Annotated in this window: 22 protein-coding genes; 8 read left to right on the top strand and 14 right to left on the bottom strand. The window is 65.1% G+C overall.

Going from position 1 to position 20,750, the window contains the following annotated elements; genetic code table 11:
- Together A7A77_RS07160 and A7A77_RS07155 are read right to left on the bottom strand one after the other, a co-directional pair.
- Nucleotides 1–906 carry an arginyltransferase gene (locus tag A7A77_RS07160; protein WP_066555759.1) on the bottom strand — a complete coding sequence of 302 codons (906 nt, stop codon included), beginning with the start codon at nt 904–906 and terminating at the stop codon, nt 1–3.
- Between the two features lie 215 nt (nt 907–1,121).
- Complete coding sequence (locus A7A77_RS07155; protein WP_066555757.1) at nt 1,122–2,384, bottom strand: threonine ammonia-lyase; 1,263 nt, start codon at nt 2,382–2,384, stop codon at nt 1,122–1,124.
- 58 nt (nt 2,385–2,442) lie between these two features.
- Here A7A77_RS07155 and A7A77_RS07150 point away from each other — a divergent pair, with 58 nt between their 5' ends.
- Complete coding sequence (locus A7A77_RS07150) at nt 2,443–4,155, top strand: amidohydrolase (protein WP_082835972.1); 1,713 nt, start codon at nt 2,443–2,445, stop codon at nt 4,153–4,155.
- Here the strand turns inward: A7A77_RS07150 and tatC are convergent.
- From tatC to A7A77_RS07105, 9 genes are all read right to left on the bottom strand, one after another.
- Nucleotides 4,152–4,988 (bottom strand): twin-arginine translocase subunit TatC, encoded by an 837-nt coding sequence (gene tatC, locus A7A77_RS07145; protein ID WP_066555755.1) that lies wholly within the window; start codon nt 4,986–4,988, stop codon nt 4,152–4,154. The genes A7A77_RS07150 and tatC overlap by 4 nt on opposite strands.
- Nucleotides 4,989–4,991: 3 nt before the next feature.
- On the bottom strand, nt 4,992–5,441 hold the full coding sequence (gene tatB, locus A7A77_RS07140; RefSeq protein ID WP_066555753.1) for a Sec-independent protein translocase protein TatB: 450 nt from the start codon (nt 5,439–5,441) through the stop codon (nt 4,992–4,994).
- A gap of 58 nt (nt 5,442–5,499) precedes the next feature.
- Nucleotides 5,500–5,730, bottom strand: coding sequence for a twin-arginine translocase TatA/TatE family subunit (tatA, locus tag A7A77_RS07135; RefSeq protein ID WP_066555748.1), 231 nt, complete (start codon nt 5,728–5,730; stop codon nt 5,500–5,502).
- A 29-nt stretch (nt 5,731–5,759) separates the two neighbouring features.
- Complete coding sequence (gene scpB, locus A7A77_RS07130) at nt 5,760–6,434, bottom strand: SMC-Scp complex subunit ScpB (protein WP_082835971.1); 675 nt, start codon at nt 6,432–6,434, stop codon at nt 5,760–5,762.
- Nucleotides 6,431–7,261, bottom strand: coding sequence for a segregation and condensation protein A (locus A7A77_RS07125; RefSeq protein ID WP_066555746.1), 831 nt, complete (start codon nt 7,259–7,261; stop codon nt 6,431–6,433). Before A7A77_RS07125 ends, scpB begins: the two co-directional genes overlap by 4 nt.
- Nucleotides 7,258–8,286 carry a beta-N-acetylhexosaminidase gene (gene nagZ / locus A7A77_RS07120; protein ID WP_066555744.1) on the bottom strand — a complete coding sequence of 343 codons (1,029 nt, stop codon included), beginning with the start codon at nt 8,284–8,286 and terminating at the stop codon, nt 7,258–7,260. The genes A7A77_RS07125 and nagZ overlap by 4 nt, the downstream gene beginning before the upstream one ends.
- Nucleotides 8,287–8,503: 217 nt before the next feature.
- Complete coding sequence (locus A7A77_RS07115) at nt 8,504–9,166, bottom strand: SPOR domain-containing protein (protein WP_082835970.1); 663 nt, start codon at nt 9,164–9,166, stop codon at nt 8,504–8,506.
- A 25-nt stretch (nt 9,167–9,191) separates the two neighbouring features.
- On the bottom strand, nt 9,192–10,937 hold the full coding sequence (gene argS, locus A7A77_RS07110) for an arginine--tRNA ligase (RefSeq protein WP_066555742.1): 1,746 nt from the start codon (nt 10,935–10,937) through the stop codon (nt 9,192–9,194).
- Between the two features lie 199 nt (nt 10,938–11,136).
- The gene (locus A7A77_RS07105; protein WP_066555737.1) at nt 11,137–11,793 is read right to left on the bottom strand and encodes a hypothetical protein; all 657 of its coding nucleotides are present in this window, start codon (nt 11,791–11,793) and stop codon (nt 11,137–11,139) included.
- A gap of 193 nt (nt 11,794–11,986) precedes the next feature.
- On the opposite strand from A7A77_RS07105, the gene ispH reads away from it, so the two are divergent.
- The 3 genes from ispH to rnhA are packed head-to-tail and all read left to right on the top strand — an operon-like array spanning nt 11,987 to nt 14,371.
- Nucleotides 11,987–12,958 (top strand): 4-hydroxy-3-methylbut-2-enyl diphosphate reductase, encoded by a 972-nt coding sequence (ispH, locus tag A7A77_RS07100; RefSeq protein ID WP_066555735.1) that lies wholly within the window; start codon nt 11,987–11,989, stop codon nt 12,956–12,958.
- 7 nt (nt 12,959–12,965) lie between these two features.
- Nucleotides 12,966–13,934, top strand: coding sequence for a homoserine kinase (thrB, locus tag A7A77_RS07095; protein WP_066555733.1), 969 nt, complete (start codon nt 12,966–12,968; stop codon nt 13,932–13,934).
- Nucleotides 13,931–14,371: a ribonuclease HI gene (rnhA, locus tag A7A77_RS07090; protein ID WP_066555732.1), complete on the top strand. Its 441-nt coding sequence runs from the start codon at nt 13,931–13,933 to the stop codon at nt 14,369–14,371. The genes thrB and rnhA overlap by 4 nt, the downstream gene beginning before the upstream one ends.
- Nucleotides 14,372–14,377: 6 nt before the next feature.
- Here the strand turns inward: rnhA and A7A77_RS07085 are convergent, their stop codons facing one another.
- The 3 genes from A7A77_RS07085 to A7A77_RS07075 form a co-directional block, all read right to left on the bottom strand.
- Nucleotides 14,378–14,560 carry a YegP family protein gene (locus tag A7A77_RS07085; protein ID WP_066555728.1) on the bottom strand — a complete coding sequence of 61 codons (183 nt, stop codon included), beginning with the start codon at nt 14,558–14,560 and terminating at the stop codon, nt 14,378–14,380.
- A 70-nt stretch (nt 14,561–14,630) separates the two neighbouring features.
- Nucleotides 14,631–15,722 carry an NAD(P)/FAD-dependent oxidoreductase gene (locus tag A7A77_RS07080; RefSeq protein WP_066555726.1) on the bottom strand — a complete coding sequence of 364 codons (1,092 nt, stop codon included), beginning with the start codon at nt 15,720–15,722 and terminating at the stop codon, nt 14,631–14,633.
- Nucleotides 15,719–16,720, bottom strand: a complete 1,002-nt coding sequence (locus tag A7A77_RS07075; RefSeq protein ID WP_066555724.1) for an alpha/beta fold hydrolase — start codon at nt 16,718–16,720, stop codon at nt 15,719–15,721. The genes A7A77_RS07080 and A7A77_RS07075 overlap by 4 nt, the downstream gene beginning before the upstream one ends.
- Before the next feature lie 85 nt (nt 16,721–16,805).
- Here A7A77_RS07075 and A7A77_RS07070 point away from each other — a divergent pair, with 85 nt between their 5' ends.
- The 4 genes from A7A77_RS07070 to A7A77_RS07055 all read left to right on the top strand — a co-directional run bounded on the left by A7A77_RS07070 (nt 16,806) and on the right by A7A77_RS07055 (nt 20,740).
- Entirely contained in the window at nt 16,806–17,321 is a 516-nt protein-coding gene (locus A7A77_RS07070; RefSeq protein ID WP_066555722.1) for an A24 family peptidase, read from the top strand.
- Between the two features lie 121 nt (nt 17,322–17,442).
- Nucleotides 17,443–18,444, top strand: a complete 1,002-nt coding sequence (cpaB, locus tag A7A77_RS07065) for a Flp pilus assembly protein CpaB (RefSeq protein ID WP_066555720.1) — start codon at nt 17,443–17,445, stop codon at nt 18,442–18,444.
- 62 nt (nt 18,445–18,506) lie between these two features.
- Nucleotides 18,507–20,051: a type II and III secretion system protein family protein gene (locus A7A77_RS07060; RefSeq protein ID WP_082836000.1), complete on the top strand. Its 1,545-nt coding sequence runs from the start codon at nt 18,507–18,509 to the stop codon at nt 20,049–20,051.
- Nucleotides 20,052–20,077: 26 nt separating this feature from the next.
- Complete coding sequence (locus A7A77_RS07055; RefSeq protein WP_066555715.1) at nt 20,078–20,740, top strand: CpaD family pilus assembly protein; 663 nt, start codon at nt 20,078–20,080, stop codon at nt 20,738–20,740.
- Nucleotides 20,741–20,750 lie beyond the last annotated feature (10 nt).

Here is a 20,750-nt window from a genome sequence, read left to right as displayed (position 1 = left end):
TCAGCCTTGGGAAACGGGATCGGAATGCGGCTGCGAAGGCTGCAGGTTCCGATGATCGGCGATGCCGTCTTTTGACATACCGTCCTTGGAAAGACCGTCCTTGGACAGGCCGTCGCCTTCGCTGCCCCTTCCGGGACTGGCGGCAACGCCTGCGATAAGAGCGTTCTGGCGACCGGCATCGAAACGCTCCCACCCGTCGGCGCCCAGCTTTTCCAGGGGGCGGTAACGGATCTTGTACTGCATGCGCGACGAACCCTCGATCCAGTAGCCGAGATAGACATAGGGCAGCCCAGCGCCGGACGCCCTCTGGATGTGGTCGAGGATGATATAGTTGCCAAGCCCGGACCGCTCACCATGGTTCGGATCGTAAAACGAATAGATCATTGAAAGACCATCGTTTTGCCGGTCCGTCAAGCATGCACCGACCAACCGGCCCGGTGTTTCTCCGTCCGAAGGCTCCCGATATTCGATGACGTAGCTGGTGACGGGCGTCTGCTCGATCATGTCGGCATAGTCCATCTCGTCCATCGCGGACATGCCGCCGCCGGGATGGCGGGAGGCGAGGTAGCTCTGCAGCAGTTCGAACTGTTCCACCGTGGACCACGGGCGGCAGGCCGTGGCGACGAGGTCGCTGTTGCGCGAAAGAGTGCGCGACTGCGACTTCGACGGTTTGAATTCGGATGCGACGACACGCACCGAGACACAGGCATTGCACCCCGCGCACGACGGGCGATAGGCGACCGTCTGGCTGCGGCGGAAACCGATGCGGCTGAGAGCGTCGTTAAGGGCGTCGGAATCGGGGCCGGACAGTTCGGTGAAAACCTTCCGCTCCTGTCGTCCCGGCAGGTACGGACACGGCGCGGGCGCGGTCACGTAGAAGCGGGGAAATCGAACCGGAGCGGTCACGAAACTGTCTGTACCTCTTTTATCTGGTCCGGGGTGGGATGGCCGGCCCGGGCATCGGGCCGACCGTCCATCCGGCGCATCGTGCGGCAACCAGGAAAGCTGCATCGCTGCGCTGCATCCCTTATGCCCCACAAGGACAAAGTGTTAAAGACCCTTAACCACGTTAGTTCCGGTGCCCAGCCGCCTTTCCCGTACTGCACCAGATTGGAACGGGATCAGGCGAGCTCCGCTTCGGACACGTTGTAACCCTGCCCCGTCAGGTCGGCAATCAGGGCATCGATTTGTGCACGGTCTCTTGCCTCGCACTCGATATCGGTGATCAGGCCCTTTGCCGGCAGCGTCGTGAAAATGCGCTGGTGGTAGATTTCAAGGATGTTGACGTTGTGTTCGTTGAACGCGTGCATCACCTTGAACAGCGCGCCGGGGCGATCCTGCAGCGTCAGCCGCAACCGCGCGAGGCGGCCGGAACGGGCCAGATCGCGCAGCAGCACGTTGGCCAGCAGGCGCGTGTCGATATTGCCGCCGCACAGGACCAGTCCGATCTTGCGTCCGGCAAACCGTTCGCGGTGGCTGAGCACGGCGGCAAGCCCTGCCGCGCCAGCACCTTCAACCACGGTCTTTTCGATCTGCAGCAGCAGCGAGACCGCGTTTTCCAGCGCGCTTTCATCCACCAGCACGATATCGTCGACCAGCGCGCGGATGACCTGCGAGGTAAGCTCGCCCGGTTCCTTCACCGCGATACCTTCGGCCAGCGTGTCGCCGCCGCAGGGCAGTTCCTCGTGCTTTATCCGCGCGAACATCGAAGGATAGAGCCGCGCCTGCACGCCGATGATCCGGATGTCGGGATTGATCGCCTTGGCAATCGTGGCGATGCCGGAAATCAGCCCGCCGCCGCCGATCGGCACGACCAGCGTGTCGAGTTCGGGCACATCGTCCAGCATTTCCAGCCCGACGGTGCCCTGCCCTGCCGCGACCGTCGGGTCGTCGAACGGGTGCACGTAAGTCAGGCCAAGCTCCTTCGAAAGCTTGTGCGCATGGGCCGACGCGTCGTCGAACGTCTCACCCTCCAGCACGACCTTGCCGCCCACGCTTTCGGTCTGCATGATCTTCACTGTCGGCGTCGTGCGCGGCATGACGATCGTAACCGGCACACCAAGGCGGGTGCCGTGATAGCTGAGCCCCTGCGAATGGTTGCCCGCCGATGCCGCGATCACGCCGCGTGCCTTCTGTTCATCGGTCAGGTGCAGCAGCGCGTTCAGTGCGCCGCGTTCCTTGTAAGCGGCGGTGAACTGCTGGTTCTCGAACTTCAGCCAGATGTCGGCGCCGGTAATCTTGGACAGCGTCTTGGAATGGAGAATGGGCGTGCGCACGACCTGCCCGGCAATATTGTTTGCCGCGGCCCGAACGTCGTCTGCACCGAACGGCAGAGCGTTGTCCGCTGCTGCCGTATTCTTCGTCGCTGTGCTGTTCTCTGCCATAGACCGCGCGCCCTATCGGATATGGCGCGCGAAGGAAATGGCGTTTAGACGGTGGGCCATGAACGGTCGCACCACGATTTGCCGGCTTCTTGCCGGATCCATCCTTGCATTCGCAATTCCCGGGGCGGCACTGGCCGACACGCTGGTCGACGATGTGAACGGCATCCGCGTCGATGCGGACGGCAATGTCGAGCGGTTTGCAGCGCTGCTGATCGATGACGACGGGCGCGTGAAGGAAACCTACCGGCAGGGCGCGAAGAAGCCGAAGGACGTGCAATACCGCATCGACGGACAGGGCCGCACGCTGCTGCCCGGCTTCATCGATTCGCATGTCCACTTGTCCGACATCGGGTTCAACGCCATCGGGCTGGACCTGTCGGGGACCACTTCGCTGGCAGAGGCACTGACCCGCGTGGCCGATTATGCGCGGCGCAACGGGAACAAGCCGTGGATCGTGGGGCGCGGCTGGAACGAGGTGACGTGGGGCATGGACCGCCTGCCCACTGCCGCCGAACTGGATGCCGCCGTCGGCGATCGCCCGGTCTGGCTGGTCCGCGCCGACGGGCACGCGGGCTGGGCCAATAGCGAGGCACTGAAGCGCGCCGGCATCACCGCTGCGACAAAAGCACTGGCTGGCGGACGCATCGTGCAGGCGGGCGGCAAACCCGGCGGCGTGCTGATCGATGCCGCGACCGCCCTTGTCGAAAGCAAGCTTCCCCCGCCCCTGCCGGAGGAACGCGACATCGCCTTTCGCAAAGCGCAGGACCTGCTGCTGGCGCGCGGCATAACCGGCGTTTCCGACATGGGCACGACCTTGCTGGACTGGCAATCGATCCGGCGCGAAGGCGATGTCGGCCGGCTGTCCCTGCGCATCGTGTCCTATGCCCACGGCATCGACGATATGGTAACGATCGCCGGTCCGGGGCCGAGCCCGTGGCTCTATGGCGACAGGCTGAAACTGGCGGGCGTGAAGCTCTATCTGGACGGCGCACTGGGTTCACGCGGGGCGTGGCTGGGCCGCCCCTATGCCGACGCGCCGGACACCACCGGCCTGCAACTGATCACCGGCACGCAGCTGCGCAACCTGATGAGCCGCGCGGCGATGGACAATTTCCAGATCGCCATCCACGCCATTGGCGATGCCGCCAATGCCGAAGCGCTGGATGCCGTGGCGGACATGAAGGACAGCTATCCCGGCGACCGGCGGTGGCGGATCGAACATGCGCAAGTCGTCGCGCCTGCCGACATCCCCCGCTTCGCGCAATTGGGCGTGATCGCATCGATGCAGCCCCACCACATGTTGTCGGACCGCACGATGGCCGAAGCGCGCCTAGCCCCCGACATGCTGGCCGGTGCCTATGCGTGGCGCTCCATGCTGGCGAACCGCACGCACCTCGCCTTCGGATCGGACGCACCGGTCGAAGTGCCGAACGTGTTCGAAGGGTTGGCCGATGCCATCACCCGTCAGGATGCGGGCGGCGAACCGTTCGGCGGGTGGCAACCGCAAGAAGCGATCACGCGCGAACAGGCGCTTGCCGCCTATACGGCTGGCGGTGCCTACGCGATGGGTGCCGACGGCCGCTTCGGCACTTTGGCCAAGGGTGAGTGGGCCGATTTCGTGCTGGTCACGGTCGACCCGCTACTGGCAGAGCCGGCGACATTGCGGCAGGGGCGCGTGCTGGAAACGTGGATCGCGGGGCGCAAGGCGTGGTCTGCGACGGCTGCCGTGTCGGTGGAGATGGGCAAACCCGTCGCCGACGGCGGGCGTTAGCTTTCCATCGCCCCGGTTTCGGCCCCGGCCTTTACTTCTGCGCCCTTTGCCTCGGCACCTTCTGCCTCGTCCTCAGGGGGGCGCTTGCGGTCAGTGAACCACATCAGCAGCAACGATCCTTCGAACAGCACCAGCAGCGGCAAGGCCAGCATCAGCTGGGAAACGACGTCGGGCGGCGTGATCACCGCGGCCACGGCAACGATGCCGACAATGACATAACGCCGCGCCTTCACCATCTGCGCCCGCGTGACAAGCCCCGCGCGGTTCAACAGCAGCATCAGCACCGGCAGCTGGAAACTGGCCCCGAAGGCAAGGATGAACTGCATGACGAGGCTGAGGTATTCGCCCATCGCTGGCAGCGCTTCCTGCTTCAGCCCGCCTGCCGTTCCTTCAAACCCGATGAACCACTTGAAGGCCGTGGGCATCACCACGAAATAGGCGAGTGAAGCCCCCATGATGAACAGCACCGGCGAAGCGATGAGGAAGGGCAGGAACGCCTTCTTCTCCTTCGCGTAGAGGCCGGGCGCGATGAAGGCCCAGAGCTGGTTGGCGATGATCGGAAACGCGATGAAGAAGGCCGCGAAGATCGCCACCTTCACTTCGACGAAGAACGCCTCGTAAAGCTTGGTATAGACCAGCCTGCCCTCACCCGCCGGGAAAGCCTGTGTCAGCGGGCGGACGAGGAAGCCGAAGATCTTGTCCGAAAGCGGCAGGCAGATCGCGAATGCCACGATCAGCGCGATGACCGCACGCAGCAGTCGGCGGCGCAGTTCGATCAGGTGATCGAGCAGCGGCGATTCGGTATCGTCGAGATCGGAAACCTTGAAGACCACGGATCAGCCCTTCGACGTGTCGCCGGTGGCGCCGTCATCGAACAGCGGCAGCGTCTGCGCATCGGACACCGGTTTCGCAGCCGGCTTTGCGGCAGGTTCGGTAGCGACGGGTTCGGATGAGGCTGCAGGCGCAACCGGCGTCGTTTCAGTCACCTGAGCCGCAGGGGCGGCGACTTCCGCGCTCGCATCGGCCAGCTTGCCGGTTTCAGGATCGGTCGCGGGATGCTTCGCCATGATATCGGCGTTACGCTTGTCCCACTCCTTCTGCATGTCCGCCAGCTCCGCCTCTCGCACCATGGCATCCAGGCCGGAGCGGAAATGGCCCGACAGGCGGCGCATCTTCCCGATCCACCGGCCTGCGGTGCGCAAGGCCATGGGCAAATCCTTCGGTCCGATCACAATCACCGCGACAACGATGATCAGGAGCAGCTCGGTAGCGCCGATGTCGAACATGGTTCAGCAGTTATCCGTATCGCGCCGGCTGGCAACGCAGGCCGTTTGGCGCGGACAGTCAGGCGTTCTTTTCGCCGTCCTTCGTTGTGGTGCTTTCGGTGGCAGAGGGGTCCGCTTCCTTGGGCGGATCGAGGCGCATCATTTCCTTGCCGCTCTCGTCGTTCATGCCCTGCTTGAAGCTCTTGATGCCCTTGCCGAAGTCGCCCATCATTTCGGAAATGCGGCCACGCCCGAACAGGACGAGGATCACGAGCGCGATAATGATAAGCTGCCAGGGGCCGACGTTCACTTTAATTCTCCTGAAGAGTCGCGCCCTGTCTAGGCGCTTTGGTCGCCCATATCCAGTGATCGCGTAGGGTCTGTTACAGTCTCCGGCACGATATCCGGATCGCTGTCCGCTTCAGCCGGATTTTCTTCGTCCGGCCGCGCCTCCATCTCGCGCTCCATGGCCTCTTCCACCGGGTCCAGCAGGCCGGCTGCGCGCAGTTCGGCAAGGCCGGGCAGGTCGCGGCGGCTGGCAAGGCCGAAATGGGTCAGGAATTCGGGCGTCGTGGCATAGATCACGGGCCGCCCCGGCACTTCGCGGCGGCCGGCGGCGCGTACCCAGCCTGCCTCCATCAGCACGTCCAGCGTGCCTTTCGCCGTCTGCACACCGCGAATCGATTCGATTTCCGCACGGCTGACCGGTTCGTGATAGGCGATGATGGCAAGGCATTCGGTCGCGGCGCGCGACAGGCGGCGCACTTCCTCCCGCTCCCGCCGCAGGAAATTGGCCATGTCGGGCGCGGTCTGGAAATGCCAGAGCTTGCCGCGCTTCACGAGGTTCACACCGCGCGTGCGGTATGTTTCCTCCAGCTCCGCCAGTGCATCGCGCACGTCCGCACCGTTCAGGTACTCGGCAATGTCCTCGCGCGTCAGCGGTTGTTCGGCGGCGAACAGGATGGCCTCTACCGCACGGACCAGGTCGTCAGGATCGGAACTGGCGCTGCTCAATTCCCGCCCCGCTTCATCGAACGCAGCCGCAATGGCCCGAACGTCTCTTCCTGCGCCAGTTCGGCCTTGCCCTGCTTGGCCAGTTCCAGCGCGGCAACGAAGCTGGAGGCGAGCGCCGACTTCTTCAGTTGCGGATCAGCATGGGGCGGCAGGAACTGCTTCAGCTCCATCCAGTCCAGCGCAACGCCCAGCATCGAGGATACGCGGCTGAGCGCGCTTTCCAGCGTCATCACCAATCGTTCGCGCACCATGTGGACGACAGGCGCAGTGCGGGCCTTGACCTGTCCGTAGGCCTGCACGAGATCGAACCATTCGCACTGCCACGCGCGTTTCTTCATCACCCGCAGCCCTTCGGGCGCGCCGCGCATGAAGACATCGCGGCCCAGCCGGTCACGCGTCATCAGCCTTGCCGCAGCCTCGCGCATCGCGGCCAGCCGCTGCAGTCGCAGTTGCAGGCGCAGCGCGAGTTCCTCCGGGCTGGGATCTTCCTGCTCTTCCTTGGGCAACAGCAGCGCGGATTTGAGATAGGCGAGCCACGCCGCCATCACGAGGTAATCGGCGGCCAGTTCCAGCTTCATCTCGCCCGCGCGGTCGATGAATTCGAGATACTGGTCCACCAGTTCGAGGATCGAGATCCGGCGCAAGTCGACCTTCTGCCGCCGCGCCAGATCGAGCAGGATGTCGAGCGGGCCTTCAAAGCCGTCTATGTCGATATAAAGCCGCGCCGGATCGTCGCGATCGATTTCGGGTGCTGGTGCATCCCAGTCGATATCGGAGGGCGCGGCAGGGCCGAGCGGCAGTTCCTGCGGCTCGCCCCCTGCGCTCATGCCGAAACGCCTGCTGCAGCCAGCAAAGCATCGCGCTTGGCGATGGCTTCGGCCCGCTCTTCGCCGCGCGTGAACGGGCAAGCGACGTTCGCACCCGCCATCGCCGCATCGAGCCGCCGCCGTGCATCCGCGCCCATGGCGGGCAGCGCGGCGCAGATGCCTTCCATATCGTCCATCTTCGCCCAGCAGTTCAGCACGACATCGCAACCCGCCTCCACCGCGGCGAGCGAGCGTTCGGGGATCGTGCCCGTCAGCGCCTCCATATCGATGTCATCGCTCATCAACAGGCCGTCGAAGCCGATGCGCTGGCGGATGATCCGGTCGATCACGAAGGGCGACTGCGTGGCGGGTCGCTTGGCGTCCCACACCTCGAACACGATATGCGCGCTCATCGCCATCGGCGCGCTGCGCAGCGCTTTGAACGGGGCAAGGTCGACAGCCAGTTCGGCATCGCTGGCACAGACGGTTGGCAGGTTCTTGTGACTGTCGCACAGGGCGCGGCCGTGGCCGGGGATATGCTTGACGATGCCGGCAACGCCGGCCTGCGCCATCCCGTCCAGCACCGCGCGGCCCAGTGCCGCGACGCGCATCGGATCATAGCCGAAGGCGCGATCCCCGATGACGTCGTGCGCGCCCTTCTGCCGCACGTCGAGCAGGGGCAGCGCATCGGCACTCACCCCCGCCTCGGCAAGGTCGAGCGCGATGGCGCGGGCATTGCAGCGCGCCGCCTCTATCGCGCTGGCGGGTGCGATGTCGTAAAGCCGGTCGAACACACCCTGCGGCGGATAGGCCGGCCAGACGGGCGGCTTCATGCGGGTGACGCGGCCCCCTTCCTGATCGATCAGGATCAACAGGTCGTCCCGCCCGTGCAGTGCGCGCAAATCGTCGGTCAGCGCCCGCATCTGTGCGGGGCTTTCGCAGTTTCGTCCAAACAGGATGTAGCCCGCCGGATCGCAGGAGCCGAAGAAGGCTCGCTCCGCATCGGTGAGCACGAGGCCCGACAGGCCGAAAATCGCTGGCGTCATAGATTCGCAAGGTTTGGCCAAGCCGCCGCCAAGCGCAAGAGGCAGAGCGCCATCATGCCCCGATTCACGCTAGATCTGAATGTACCGATGATTGGTTCAGGGTGAGCCGAGGGTGCCGTCGCCGCGCAAGCCGGAGCGCAGCGTACTTCAGTACGTGAGCACCGGAAGTGTGCGGCGATGGTGCCCGCAGGCCGCCATGGGCCGATCAGCGGTGCATTCAGCGTTTCACTTGGCACTCGATGCCGTTGCGGCGCATGTCGTCACATAGCGCAAAGGCCGCCGAAGTCGAACCGGCCACCGCCTGCAGGCGATAGACGACGCCGATATCGGCCCGCCCCTGCACGATGCGCCGGTCATATCCGCCCAGCGGTTCGTAGCGCGAGCGGATCGTATCCCAGCCCTTTCGCGCATCGGCCTCTGTCGAATAGGCACCGATCTGCACGGCAACGCCCGAAAGCGGTGGCTCCGGCGCGGACGACGGCTTTGCACTGGCCGAAGCGCTGGGCGTGGGCACCGGCACCGGATCGCTTTGCGCCAGCGTCGCCTCGTTATCGACGCCTTCGCCCACTTCGTACGACGTGTCGCCCGTGCCCGCGACGGTCATCCCGCCCGGATCCTTCGGCCGCACCTTGTATGGTGTATCGGGTGCTTCGATCAACGAACCGTCCCCTTCGGGCGGGGCCGACATGTATTCGCGCAGCATGAACACCGACATCGCGACGATCAGCAGGACAATGACGAGCGCGGCGGCAAACTTGCCAACGCGGCTCCAGTCCAGCCCCTCGTCCGCGTCCTCGTCCGCCGATTCCAGCCACGGCAGGCGCAGTTCGGGCTCGCCCAGAGCGAGTTGCCCTTCACTGTCGCCCGTTTGCGTGTTCACTGCCTGCAACCCACCATTTATGGCCTCAAAGCTGCTCCGCCGCTTCCACGCCAAGGATGGCAAGGCCGTTGCGGATCACCTGCCCGACTTGCGAGGCGAGATGGAGCCGCGCTGCCGACAGGTCCGCATTGTCGGCGACCACGAACCGCTTGTCGAGCCGGTCGTTGCCGATGTTCCAATACGAATGGAAGGCAGCGGCCAGATCGCCAAGGAAAAAGGCAATGCGATGCGGCTCGCGCGCCCGTGCTGCAGCCTCCACCATGCGGGGGAACTGCGCAGCAACCTTGATCAATTCCAGCTCTTCCTCTCCCAGCAGGGCAAGGTTTGCGTCTGACGGAGAGAAACCCGCCTCGGCACCCTTTTGCAGGGTCGAGCAGATGCGTGCGTGGGCGTACTGGACGTAAAAGACCGGATTGTCTTTCGACGCCTCGACGACTTTCACGAAGTCGAAGTCCATCTGCGCTTCGGGCTTGCGGGTCAGCATCGTGAAACGCACGACGTCCTTGCCCACTTCCTCGACCATGTCGGCGATGGTGATGAAATTGCCCGAACGCTTGGACATCTTGGCCGGTTCGCCGTCGCGCAGCAGCTGCACCATCTGCACCAGCTTCACGTCGAAAGGCTTGGCACCGTCCGCATCGCCCTCCGTAAGCGCGGCGACTGCGGCCTTGATGCGCTTCACCGTACCGGCATGGTCCGCGCCCCAGATGTCGATCAGCGCATCCGCGCCTTGCGCCTTCTGGTAGTGATAGGCGAGGTCGGCGCCGAAATAGGTCCAGCTGCCGTCCGACTTCTTGATCGGGCGGTCCTGATCGTCGCCGAACTGCGTGGAACGGAACAGCGGCAGCTCGACCGGCTCCCAGTCATCGGGCGTCTTGCCCTTGGGCGCTTCGAGCAAGCCGTCATAGACAAGGCCCTTTTCGCGCAGGAACACTTCCGCCGCTTCCGGCTTGCCCGCGGCCTGCAGCTCCGCTTCCGAAGAGAACAGGTCGTGGTGGATGCCCAGCAGCGCAAGGTCGGCGCGGATCATGTCCATCATCGCGGCGACCGCACGGGTGCGGAACAGGGTCAGCCATTCGCTTTCGGGCGCGGCGGCGTACTTGTCGCCGAATTCTTCGGCCAGCGCGTTGCCGATGGGGACCAAGTAATCGCCGGGATAAAATCCCGGCGGGATCTCGCCGATATCCTCGCCCAGCGCTTCGCGGTAGCGGAGGTGGACCGAACGGGCGAGCGTCTGCACCTGCGCACCCGCGTCGTTGACGTAGTATTCCTTGATGACGGCAAAGCCGGCATACTCCAGCAAGCCCGCCAGCGCATCGCCGACAACCGCGCCGCGGCAGTGGCCCATGTGCATCGGGCCGGTGGGATTGGCCGAGACATATTCGATGTTCACCGTCTGCCCCGCGCCCATCGCACTGCGGCCATAGGCATTGCCACGGCTCGCAATCGCGCCAAGTTCCCCCAGCCATGCGGCGGGGGACAGGCGCATGTTGATGAAGCCCGGTCCTGCGATGCTCGCCTCTGTCACGGCGGGATGCGCGGAAAGCTGTTCGACCAGCGCCTCTGCCAGAGTGCGCGGATTCGCCTTGGCGGGCTTGGCCAGCACCATCGCGGCGTTCGTGGCCAGATCGCCATGCGAAGGATCGCGCGGCGGCTCTACCGCGACGTTGGCGCGGCTGATGCCTGCAGGCAGCGTTCCGGCAGCGACAAGCGCATCAAGCGCGGCATCGACCGCGCGCGACATCGTTTCGTGAAGTGCATTCTCAGTCATGGCCGCGCGCCTAGCCGAGTATCGCGCGAAGGAAAAGCGCGCTGCGTCCGATACAAGAATGATCGTACCGGATTCCGGTTCAGGGTGGTGCGAAAACGGTGGAATCCGAGAACCGGCGCGCAGCGTACTTCAGTACGTGAGCACCGGAAGCGCAGGAGAACGCCGTTTGCAGCCCTCCCTGAGCCGGAAGGCGGTGCGATCACCGCGTAGCGTTATACGCCAGCTGCTCCTGCGTCAGCTGGAAGCCGATCAGCACCTCGAACGTGGCGCGGGCAATCGCGGCTTTCACTTCCGGATCGGCCAGCGGGTCGAGCGCGGCATCGGCATCGCCCGATTTGCGGCGCTTGGTGATGCGGTCGCGAATCTCGGCAGGCAGGGTTGCCGCGGCGGCATCGACATAGGCACCGGCCTGCGCGGTCGTCGTGGCACGATCCTGTCCTGCGGCGAAATCGAGCCGCACGGTGCCGACCTGCTTCGAAACGACGGCGGAACCGCCCTGAAGCACGGTTACGAAATAGGGCAGATCGACGCTGCGCGCGGCAGACGTGTCGCGGCGCATGCCGATCACGTCGAAGCTCGCCTGCGAATAGACCTGCGAGCCGCTATCGTCGCAAGACGGGCGTACGTTGGTGATCACCGCCGTCACGTCGAGAGCGGATTGCGTCTTCGTTCCGGGCTGGTTGAACAGCGTGACATCGCCGGTGTAGTCGGGCACGCCGACCGCCGGGCACAGCGAACGCACGGCGGATACGCCGACGCCCTGGTCGATCACCAGTTCGCCTTCGGACTTGCAGCCGGCCAGCGAAAGGGCGGCAACCAGCGTCATTGCGGCGGCGGGGCGGAAACGGAATGTCATCGTCTGGCGTAACCTTTGGATCGGAAACCTTTGCGCGCATGCCCTAGCCGCCCAGTGCCCGAACGGCAATGCGCGGATGACACATGTTCCCCTGTTGGCGCGGGAAACCTGTCTCCAGCGTTTACGGCACCCCAGCGCTTTACCTTTGGCCTGCGCTTTACTGTCCGGCCTCCACGCGGTTAAAGGGCACGCGATGACCAGCGCCCAACTTGCCCATGCCGACACCGCGGCCCGCCCCCTGCGCCTGCTGATCGCGGCCCCGCGCGGCTTCTGCGCCGGAGTGGACCGCGCGATCGAGATCGTGGAGCGTGCGCTCGCGCGTTACGGCGCGCCGGTCTACGTGCGGCACGAAATCGTGCACAACCGCTTCGTGGTCGATTCGCTGAAGGCAAAGGGCGCCGTGTTCGTAGAAGAACTGGACGAGGTGCCCGATGGCGTGCCGGTCGTCTTTTCCGCGCACGGCGTGCCCAAATCCGTGCCCGCCGATGCCGAGGATCGCGGCCTCGACTATCTCGACGCTACCTGCCCGTTGGTCAGCAAGGTCCACCGGCAGGCCGAACGGCAGGTCGAACATGGCCGCCACATCGTGTTTATCGGGCACAAGGGGCACCCCGAAGTCATCGGCACATTCGGGCAGGTTCCCGAAGGCTCGATGACGCTGGTCGAAACGGTGGAGGATGTCGCCGCACTGCCGTTCGGGCCGGATGACAAGCTGTCCTACCTGTCGCAGACCACGCTTTCGGTCGACGATACCGCCCAGATCATCGCCGCGCTGGAAGAACGCTATCCGCATGTCATCGGGCCGAAAGCGGAGGACATCTGCTATGCCACCTCCAACCGGCAAGCGGCGGTGAAGGCGATTGCCGAAGATTGCCAGCTGGTGCTGGTGATCGGCGCGCCCAATTCGTCGAACTCGCTGCGGCTGGTGGAAGTCGCCGAACGGATGGGCTCTGTCGCCAAGCTGGTGCAGCGCGGCAGCGAGATCGATCCGGCTTGGCTGGACGGTGTCGATACCGTGGGCCTTACCGCCGGTGCGTCGGCCCCCGAACTGCTGGTGCGCGAAGTGGTCGATGCGCTGTCCGCGATTCGGCCGCTGACCGAGGAAGTCGTCCGCACCGCGCACGAACGCATCACTTTCAAACTGCCGCGCCAGTTGCAGGACTGATCCGGTCATGGCCGTTTATACCCGCATCGGGGCCGAGGCGATGGCCACGCTGATCGCGCAGTTCGACGTTGGCGAGCTGACGAGCGCCAAGGGCATTGCCGAGGGCGTATCGAACAGCAACTGGATCATCGAAACCACGCAGGCGCGGTTCATCCTGACGGTCTATGAAGAACGGACCGAGGTGGAGGAACTGCCCTTCTTCCTCGGCCTGCTCGACCATCTGGCCGCCGCCGGATGCCCGGTGCCGAAAACGATGCACGACCGCAGCGGCGCCGCGTTTCGCGAGTTCGCGGCCGACACGGGCGAGACGAAGACGCTTGCGCTGATCGAGTTCCTGCCCGGCGTGTCGGCCGACAATCCCACGCCCGCGCAGGCAGAGGCGGTGGGACACGCGCTGGCGCAGATCCACCTTGCCGCGATGGACTATCCGCGCAGCCGCGCCAATTCGATGGGGCCGGATGCATGGCGCGGCTTCGTGAAAGGTTGCGCCGGGCGCTGGCAGGAAATCGACGCGCGGCTGGCCGTGGTGCCCGATGCGGTGGAAACGGTGATCGCGGGCCTGCCCGAAGACCTGCCCGGATCGGTCATTCATGCAGACCTGTTTCCCGACAACGTCCTGCTTGTCGGTGACGAGGTTTCGGGCCTGATCGACTTCTATTTCGCCTGCACCGGGCCAATGGCCTACGACATCGCGGTGACCCACGCGGCGTGGAGCTTCACGCCGGACGGAAAGTCTCAGGATCCCGCCATCGGGCAGGCGATCCTGCGCGGATACGAAGCGGTTCGCCCGCTGTCGGATGCAGAGCGGGAAGCCCTGCCGCTGCTGGCCGAAGCGGCTTCGCTACGCTTCCTGCTGACGCGGGCCTACGACTGGCTCAACACCCCTGCCGATGCGCTGGTCACCCGCAAGGACCCGATGGCCTTTTTCGAACGGTACGAGTTCTATCGTATGCAGGGCGCAAAGGCGTTCGGGTGAACAAGGTAGAGATCTTCACCGACGGCGCGTGCAAGGGCAATCCCGGCCCCGGCGGCTGGGGTGCGCTGTTGCGCAAGGGTGATATCGAGAAGGAACTATCGGGGCGGGAGCGGGATACGACCAACAACCGCATGGAACTGACCGCGGTGATCGAAGCGCTGGGCGCATTGAAGCGCCCTTGCGAAGTCGACCTCTATACCGACAGCAAGTACGTGATCGATGGCATCACCAGCTGGGTCTTCAACTGGCAGAAGCGCGGCTGGAAGACGGCCGCGAAAAAGCCGGTGCTGAACGAGGACCTGTGGCGCGCGTTGCTGGATGCAAGCCGCCACCACAAGGTCACGTGGCACTGGGTAAAGGGCCACGCGGGCCATCCCGAAAACGAGCGCGTGGACGCGCTCGCCAGCGATCAGGCGCTGATCGCCGCCGCGATCTGAGCAGGCTTATTCCGTCGTCGTATCGACGACTTCGGCAGCAGGGCCGTTCTTGATAATCGATTCGATGGCGTTCTTCGCACTGGCCTTGGACGAATAGCCTTCGGTCCAGAACATGGTTTCGGCGTTGTAGCAGAAATAGGCGACGAACTCGCCCTTCTTGTTCTTACGAATCTCGAAACGATGAGCCACTTGCGACACTCCCCTTTGGTCGTTGCCGGGGCAGGTTAGCGAACCGGGGCGGGGGCGCAACCCCGCTAACCTATTCGAACCGCGTCGGCGCGTAAGTGGCCGGATCGATCCCGTCTGCCATCCCCGGCCCTGTGCCCAGCAGCAGCCCCGCGGCCAGCGCCGCACCGGCAGGCGCGGTCTGGATGCCGAATCCGCCCTGCCCTGCGCACCAGAAGAAACCGGGCACCTTTGTGTCGAACCCGTAAACCGGCAGCCTGTCCGGCGCGAAGCTGCGCAGGCCCGCCCACTTGCGTTCCACCGCCTCCACCTTCCAGTCGACCACGCCTTGCAGCCTGTCGATCGCGACGGCGACATCCATTTCCTCTGGCGCGGCATCGCAAGGGGCGGTCGGCGTCTCGTCATGCGGGCTTAGCCAGATGCGGCCGCTCTCCGGCTTGAAATAGAACCCCTCGTTTATGTCCAGCGTCAGCGGCAGGGTGCCCGGCGCAACAGGCACAGTGCGTAATTGCGCAACCGTGCGGCGCAGCGGCGTGATGCCGCGCGGGGCCGCCCCCGCGATCCGCGCGACCGGATCGGCCCATGCGCCGGCGGCATTGACCAGCACTTCGCAGTCCAGCCGCGATCCGCCCTCCAAACCGAGTGTCCAGCCGCCAGCACGGCGTCCGGCTGCCACTAGCCGCGAACGGACGCGCACTTCGCCGCCGTGCCGTTTGGTCAGGGCGAGGAAATGGGAATGCAGCCCGCCCACATCGATATCGGCACAGGATGGACCCCACGATGCACAGGTCCATTCGTCGCGCAGGCCGGGAACGCGGGCTTCCATCACGTCGCGCTCGACCAGTTCAATCCCTGCGCCCAGCCCTTCGAACCGGCGGACGAAGGCTTCCACCTTGGCCCTGTCGCTTTCCCGCCCGATGTTCAACGCGCCGCGCGGGGCAAGGAAACCGTTGTCGCGAAGATAGGGGCCGGACTTTTCGGTCAGCGGGAAAACGCCCGGCCCGCCGTAAGTTTCTTCCCAGAACGCCGCCGAACGCCCTGTCGCGTGGTATCCGGGCTGATCCTCCGCCTCCAGCAGGACGACGGAGGCGTGCGGCGCGATTCTGGCGGCAAGGCTGGCTCCCGCCATCCCTGCACCGACGATGACGATCTGCGCGCGGCTCATGCGGGAGCCTTTTCATCGAGGAAGGTGCGGATCGCCGTCAACGCGCGATCGCGCACCGGATCGGCCTCTCGCAGGATTTCGTGCGCCGATTCCCGTCCGAATTCCAGCAACGCGGCATCGGGCAACAACCGCGCCGCCTTGCGAATCGCGCCGGGCGATACCAGCCGGTCGGCCCGCGTGGACAGGATCAGGACCGGCGTTTGCACGCGCTGCAGAGCCGGTGCCGACATGACCTTGTGCATGGAAACTGCCGCCGCCTCCAGCCAGCCCCAGCTGGCCGGCCCCATCACCAGTTCGGGCCGGACATCGCGCCAGTACTGTTCGTCGGAATAGCGGCCGTCGTCATGGGTCAGCAGCGCGCTACGCCCCGCAGGGAACTGGCCGGGCTTCTCGCTCCATTTCCAGGCCGGCCGGCGATGATCGCCCATCCGTCCGCGCAGGCGGGCAAAGGCGCGCATCAACCGGTACGGCAGTGGCACGCCCGCAAAGCCGAGCATCGGCGCAACCAGCACGGCCGCGACGGGATCGATCCGCCCTTCCTCCATCGTCCGCAGGACAAGGTGCCCGCCCATCGAATGGCCGACGATGACGCGCGGGCCTTGTGCGCCTGCCGCCCAGTCTCGCCAGAACGCAGCAAGGTCGTCGACCCAGTGGGCGAAATCCTCCACATGGCCGGTCGTCGCGTCGATCCCCAGCCGCCCCGACCCGGCCTGCCCGCGCCAGTCGAGACCCGTCACGCGCCAGCCTTCCAGATGGAAGCCGTGCAGCGTCTCAAGATACTTTTCGTAGTTATCGCCGCGCCCCGGCAGGAACAGCAGCGAACCGCGCGCCCGCGAATCGGCACCGGGCCAGTCGATCCGGCGCAGGCGATGACCATCGGATGCCGTCCACGCACTCTCTGTCGCGACCTCGGGAATCGAGCGGCGAACTTCGGACGCGGACTGGCTCACTTGGCTAACGGCTTCCTCTGCTGCGTTGGTTACTGTTTGGTAAGCCATCACGCCTAGACCCGGCCCATCAAGGTAAATTTCCACAGGCCGGAGCCAGAGAGCCCGCCTGCAAAAAACCGAACGAGGGCCCCAGATGAACGCAGGACTGGTCACTTACGTTTTGCTCGCCGGATTGGCAATCGCGGTGCTTTACGCCGCCTTCACCGACATCCGTTCGCGCAAGATCACCAACCGGCTGACGCTTGCGGTCGCGGTATGCTCTCCGGGGTTCTGGTGGGCATCGGGCCTTTCGGTCTGGCCCGGTGTCGCCACCCAGCTCGGGCTTGCCACCGCGATGTTCTTCTTCGGCGCGCTGATGTTCAAGTTGCGGCAGATGGGCGGCGGCGACGTCAAGCTGTTGACCGCGATCGCGCTGTGGCTGCCACCGGCCGTGTTCCTGACGCTGATGCTGATGATCTGCCTCGCCAACGGCGTTCTGACGGTGGTGATGGTTACCCGTTACCGCCGCATCCAGCGTGCGGGTCTGGAAGCGAAGAAATTGCAGATTCCCTACGGCGTTTCGGTGGCCGTCTGCATGCTCGCGCTGTTCGCGGCGCTCTACGGACCGGACCTGCACACGGCCCTTACAGCGAATTCAATGTTGTCTTGACCTGATTTTAACCATTGCCGGCCAACCTGCCGGACATAGCGAGTGCCAAGAGAATCGGGCGAGTGCCCGGCGAATCGGAAAACGGCATCTCGCAACGACATGACAAGGGGCGACTAGAGCCATGGACAAGAAGAAGCTGATACTGCTGGTGGTAGCGCTGGTCGTCGCGGTGGGAACCGCGCTGATGGCCCGCTCGATGTTTGCCGGCAACGCAACTCCGACTGTTGAGGCCGCCACGAAAGAGCCGGAAGGCCCGCGCGTGCTCATCGCCACGCGCAAGCTGCCGATCGGCACGATCATCACGGCCGATGCGCTGCAGTTCAAGCTCTGGCCCGAGGAAATGGTGCAGGACGCCTACTTCGTCGAAGGACAGGCCGACATGAACCAGCTGCTCGGCACTGTCGCACGCTTCCCCATCACCGCCGGCCAGCCGGTGACACAAGGCGCGCTGGTAAAGCCGGGTGACCGCGGGTTCCTTGCCGCGGCGCTTGGCCCCGGCATGCGCGCTGTCACCATTCCGGTTTCGGCCAAGACCGGCGTTGCCGGCTTCATCTTCCCGGGCGACCGTGTCGACCTGCTGCTGACCCAGAAGGTGAGCGGCGAAGGCGAAGCGTTCAGCGCGACCGAAACCGTGCTACGCAACTTGCGCATCCTTGCCACCGACCAGCGCACCGAACCCAAGGAAGTGGACGGCAAGACCGTCGTGTCGAAGACCAGCCTCGTCACGATCGAAGCCACCCCGCGTATCGCCGAAAAGATCGCGGTCGCCCAGAATCTGGGTGCGCTCAGCCTCGCCCTGCGTCCGCTTGCCGATACCCGGGCCGAGCTGGATCGCGCCATCGCCCGCGGCGAAGTCGTCGTCCCGAACGGCGCATCGCCGGAAGAGGAAGAGGAAATCCTGCGCCTCGCCATGAACAAGCCGCAGGAAGGGCGTTCGACCTTCCAGACCGGTGGCGACGTCTCTCGCTTCCAGTCGCGCTTCGGCGGCGCGCCCAAGGCCAGCCCCGCCGGTTTCAGCGCCCCGCGCCCTGCCGCTTCGGGCCCGGTCAACGCGATGCCTTCCGGCCCCGTGGTCCGCGTGACCCGCGGCACCAACACCCAGGCCGTTCCGGTCAGCCGCTGAACGCACTTAGCCAAGGACCGGACGAGATGAACAAGATCATTCATTCCCAGGGGGGAACCAAGATGAAACGCATGCTCGCGAGCATCGCCTTCGCCGCCACCGCACTGGCGCCGATCGGCACCGCCGGCCTCACCGGCACCGCGGCAGCCCAGTCGCTGCCCAAGCCCAGCAACGAGGTCGTCCTGTCGGTCGGCACCGGACAGCTGGTGAACGTCGGGGGCCGCATGGCCGACATCTTCATCGCCGACGACCAGATCGCCGATGTTCAGGTGAAGTCGACCAACCAGGTCTTCATCCTTGGCAAGAAACCGGGCGAAACCACGCTCTATGCCAGCGACAATGCCGGCAATATCGTGTGGTCCTCGGTCATCCGGGTCGGCAACAACCTGTCCAGCATCGACCAGATGCTTGGCCTCGCCATGCCCGAAGCCCGCATCCAGACGGCAACCATGAACAACACCGTGCTGCTGACCGGCACCGTGGCTGCGCCGGAAGACGCGGCCGAAGCCGAACGCCTCGTCGCTGCCTTCGTCGGCAGCGGCACGCAAGTCATCAGCCGCCTGCGCCTTGCCACCCCGCTGCAGGTCAACCTGCGCGTCCGCTTCGCAGAAGTCAGTCGTTCGCTGGTTCGCGTGCTGGGTTCCAGCATCAATACCTATGACGACTCGACCAGCGGCCTGCGCTTCGGTGTCGCGCAGGGCCGTGACGGCTTCCTGCCCGAATGGGCCGTCGGCAGCGGCCTCTTTACCGGAGGCAGCACGACTGCCGGCGCCGATGGACAGCCGACCGCAGCACTAATCACACAGAATACGCCCGGTTCCACCATCGGCGCCATCGGCAAGTTCCTCGGCCTGGACATCGCGGCAGCACTCGATGTCGGCGAGACCTCCGGCCTCGTGACCACGATCACCGAACCGAACCTGACCGCACTTTCGGGCGAAACGGCGGACTTCCTGGCAGGTGGCGAATATCCGATCCCCGTCAGCGAAGGTCTCGGCTCGACCTCGATCGAGTACAAGAAGTTCGGCGTCAGCCTGTCCTACACCCCGACGGTTCTGTCCAACGGCCGCATTTCGCTGCGCGTCCGTCCGGAAGTGTCGGAACTGTCGAGCCAGGGCGCCGTCACCATCGGCGGCTTCCAGATCCCCTCGCTCACCGTACGCCGCGCGGAAACGACGATCGAGCTCGGCTCGGGCCAAAGCTTCATGATCGCCGGCCTGCTGCAGAACCAGTATAATAACGCGCTGGAAAAGACCCCCGGCGTGGGCGACATCCCGATCCTTGGCCAGCTGTTCCGTTCGAGCAACTTCCGCAAGGGCGAGACCGAACTGGTCATCGTGGTGACGCCGTACCTGGTGAAGCCGGTGGACGACAAGGACATCGTCCTGCCGACCGACGGCCTGCGCACGCCGGGCGAGATCGAGCGTATTCTCACCAACAAAATCACCGACGGCAAGACCGGCACGACCCGTCCGATGCCCAGCGCGGCACAGGATACCGTGTCGCCGGGCATCAGCGCCGTGTCGCCGAATGCAGGCCCGAACGCAGGCAAGCAGCCGGTGCGCAGCGCCGATGCGGGCAACACCGCTCCCGGTTTCTCCTTCTGATCGCCCCCAGGACAAAGGTGACGACGATGAAAAATATCGAGCCCAAATTCACCCGCACCCTGCGCCCTGTGGCGTTCGCGCTTCTGGCAACCGTGGGACTGTCGGGATGCATCGGCGGCGTGGCTACGAACCGCACGCTCTATTCCGACAACCAGCCGGTCGTCAGCCGCACGAACTACGTGTTCGACGTGCAGACCAGCGCCTCGGGCGTTCCGGCAAGCGAGGAACGCCGCCTGACCGACTGGTTCGACGCGCTTGAACTCGGCTATGGCGACAAGGTTTCGGTCGACGCCGGCAACGTCTCGATCGCGGCGCGTGACGATCTGGTCGAAATCGCCGACCGCGAAGGCTTCATCCTCAACATGAACGCCCCGGTGACGGAAGGCGCAGTCGGCCCCGGCGTGGCCCGCGTGGTCGTCACCCGTTCGGTCGCTTCGGTTCCGAATTGCCCGAACTGGGAAGCCCAGTCCGACGCCAATCCGAACAACGCCACGAACCCCGGCTACGGCTGTTCGGTCAACAGCAACCTCGCCGCGATGATCGCGGACCCCGAGGACCTGCTGCGCGGCCAGCGCGGTTCGGGTGAAACTGTCGTGATGAGCTCGACCAAGGCGATCGATGCGTACCGCGAAGCCGCGCCCACGGGCAACGGCAACAAGGTGTCCGAAGTCAAGTCCGACTCCAAGTAAGCGAGGATGA

Origin of the sequence: Croceicoccus bisphenolivorans (genome assembly GCF_001634625.1) — a bacterium.
In the GTDB taxonomy this organism is placed as follows: domain Bacteria; phylum Pseudomonadota; class Alphaproteobacteria; order Sphingomonadales; family Sphingomonadaceae; genus Croceicoccus; species Croceicoccus bisphenolivorans.
This window is presented reverse-complemented; position numbering and strand designations above follow the sequence as displayed.

Coding starts and splice junctions, on each gene's coding strand:
- A7A77_RS07105 (WP_066555737.1), bottom strand. CDS start 11,793: ATGACATTCCGTTTCCGCCCCGCCGCCGCAATGACGCTGGTTGCCGCC.
- A7A77_RS07060 (WP_082836000.1), top strand. CDS start 18,507: ATGAAACGCATGCTCGCGAGCATCGCCTTCGCCGCCACCGCACTGGCG.
- A7A77_RS07150 (WP_082835972.1), top strand. CDS start 2,443: ATGAACGGTCGCACCACGATTTGCCGGCTTCTTGCCGGATCCATCCTT.
- cpaB (WP_066555720.1), top strand. CDS start 17,443: ATGGACAAGAAGAAGCTGATACTGCTGGTGGTAGCGCTGGTCGTCGCG.
- thrB (WP_066555733.1), top strand. CDS start 12,966: ATGGCCGTTTATACCCGCATCGGGGCCGAGGCGATGGCCACGCTGATC.
- nagZ (WP_066555744.1), bottom strand. CDS start 8,286: ATGACGCCAGCGATTTTCGGCCTGTCGGGCCTCGTGCTCACCGATGCG.
- ispH (WP_066555735.1), top strand. CDS start 11,987: ATGACCAGCGCCCAACTTGCCCATGCCGACACCGCGGCCCGCCCCCTG.
- A7A77_RS07075 (WP_066555724.1), bottom strand. CDS start 16,720: ATGGCTTACCAAACAGTAACCAACGCAGCAGAGGAAGCCGTTAGCCAA.
- A7A77_RS07055 (WP_066555715.1), top strand. CDS start 20,078: ATGAAAAATATCGAGCCCAAATTCACCCGCACCCTGCGCCCTGTGGCG.
- A7A77_RS07080 (WP_066555726.1), bottom strand. CDS start 15,722: ATGAGCCGCGCGCAGATCGTCATCGTCGGTGCAGGGATGGCGGGAGCC.
- tatB (WP_066555753.1), bottom strand. CDS start 5,441: ATGTTCGACATCGGCGCTACCGAGCTGCTCCTGATCATCGTTGTCGCG.
- A7A77_RS07155 (WP_066555757.1), bottom strand. CDS start 2,384: ATGGCAGAGAACAGCACAGCGACGAAGAATACGGCAGCAGCGGACAAC.
- A7A77_RS07125 (WP_066555746.1), bottom strand. CDS start 7,261: ATGAGCGCAGGGGGCGAGCCGCAGGAACTGCCGCTCGGCCCTGCCGCG.
- A7A77_RS07070 (WP_066555722.1), top strand. CDS start 16,806: ATGAACGCAGGACTGGTCACTTACGTTTTGCTCGCCGGATTGGCAATC.
- argS (WP_066555742.1), bottom strand. CDS start 10,937: ATGACTGAGAATGCACTTCACGAAACGATGTCGCGCGCGGTCGATGCC.